The 1,089-nt window shown below is 59.0% G+C and carries 3 protein-coding genes; all 3 read right to left on the reverse strand.

The genetic code is table 11. From position 1 onward, the window contains the following. Positions 1–41: 41 nt before the first annotated feature. A complete protein-coding gene (locus ACZ4FV_RS52455; protein ID WP_009684339.1) occupies positions 42–299 on the reverse strand; it encodes a hypothetical protein in 258 nt (85 codons plus the stop codon). Positions 300–478: 179 nt separating this feature from the next. Further along, complete coding sequence (locus tag ACZ4FV_RS52460) at positions 479–913, reverse strand: hypothetical protein (RefSeq protein ID WP_009684340.1); 435 nt, start codon at positions 911–913, stop codon at positions 479–481. Further along, positions 910–1,089 (reverse strand): hypothetical protein (locus ACZ4FV_RS52465; protein WP_465328575.1); only part of this gene is annotated, 180 nt, incomplete at its 5' end. The genes ACZ4FV_RS52465 and ACZ4FV_RS52460, both read right to left, overlap by 4 nt.

Below are 1,089 nucleotides of genomic sequence, written 5' to 3' on the forward strand. Positions count from 1 at the left end.
TCGAGCTTGTTCCTAGATCCTGCTGGTACAGCAACGTCCGTTCAAACGTCAGCGAAGCCACTTGGAGTCGGCTGAAAAGCATCTGCTTCAAGGCTGCCAACTACCGTTGCGAGATCTGCTCTAACCGAGGCCCGCACCATCCTGTCGAGTGCCATGAAATCTGGCACTACGATGACCACCGGCTCATCCAGCGCCTGGATCGATTGATAGCGCTCTGCCCGAGGTGCCACCAGGTAAAGCATATCGGTCTCGCCATCGAGCGCAGCGAAACCCACAAAGCCATCGAGTGGCTGTGCCATGTGAACTCCATCAGCCCCGGCCAAGCCCTACAGCTGGTCAAGCGAGCCTTCGCGATCCACGAGATCCGCTCCGCGTACAGCTGGTCGCTCGACCTCTCTCAACTATCTGATCACTACCAGGTGAGGCTCGCTCCAGATAATCGCGAAGCTGGCCTCAACCGCCCCTCATCGACAAGAGCTCAATGAGGCGCCAACTGCTGCATGCGCAACATGTGTTCAGCACCGACACGCTCTAGTTCTGCTGCAGACGTTTTGTAGACCTGCTTCATACGAGCGATGTAGTCGACATCGCTTTCGTTTGGGTAGCGGTCGTAGCGCCGAACTTCTGCATCGTCCGATATCGGGGCAGGCAACACCGACGCAGCCGGCGGCGTATAGGGCTGATAGACGGGGGGGCTTTCCACCGGTACCCGTTGCGGCGATGCACTTTCCACAGGGACAATCGGTGTCGATGCTCTCCCCGGGCCAGCATCAGGGCGAACAACCACATTGCTCGAACTGCTCTCGTTCGAAGCGCCTCCCGAAGTTCCGATGTTGAAGATCCCCGCGCACGCGGGGAAAGCGGTCGCCACCATCAGAAGGAAAACGACCGAGCAGTTGATCCGCTTGATCATGCGCGTAGTGCCTCCGACCGCTGCTGTTGGTAGATATCGAGCAACTCGGCGACCAGCCCATCAATTACTCCATCGTCCCGATCCTGGCCAATCAGGCCGCTGATCTCGACCTTCTTCTTCCGCGCCTCGATTTCCCGCGCAACGCTACCACCAGGGTAGAGCCGAGCCAGGAGGCG

Source organism: Embleya sp. NPDC025285 (assembly GCF_055558835.1).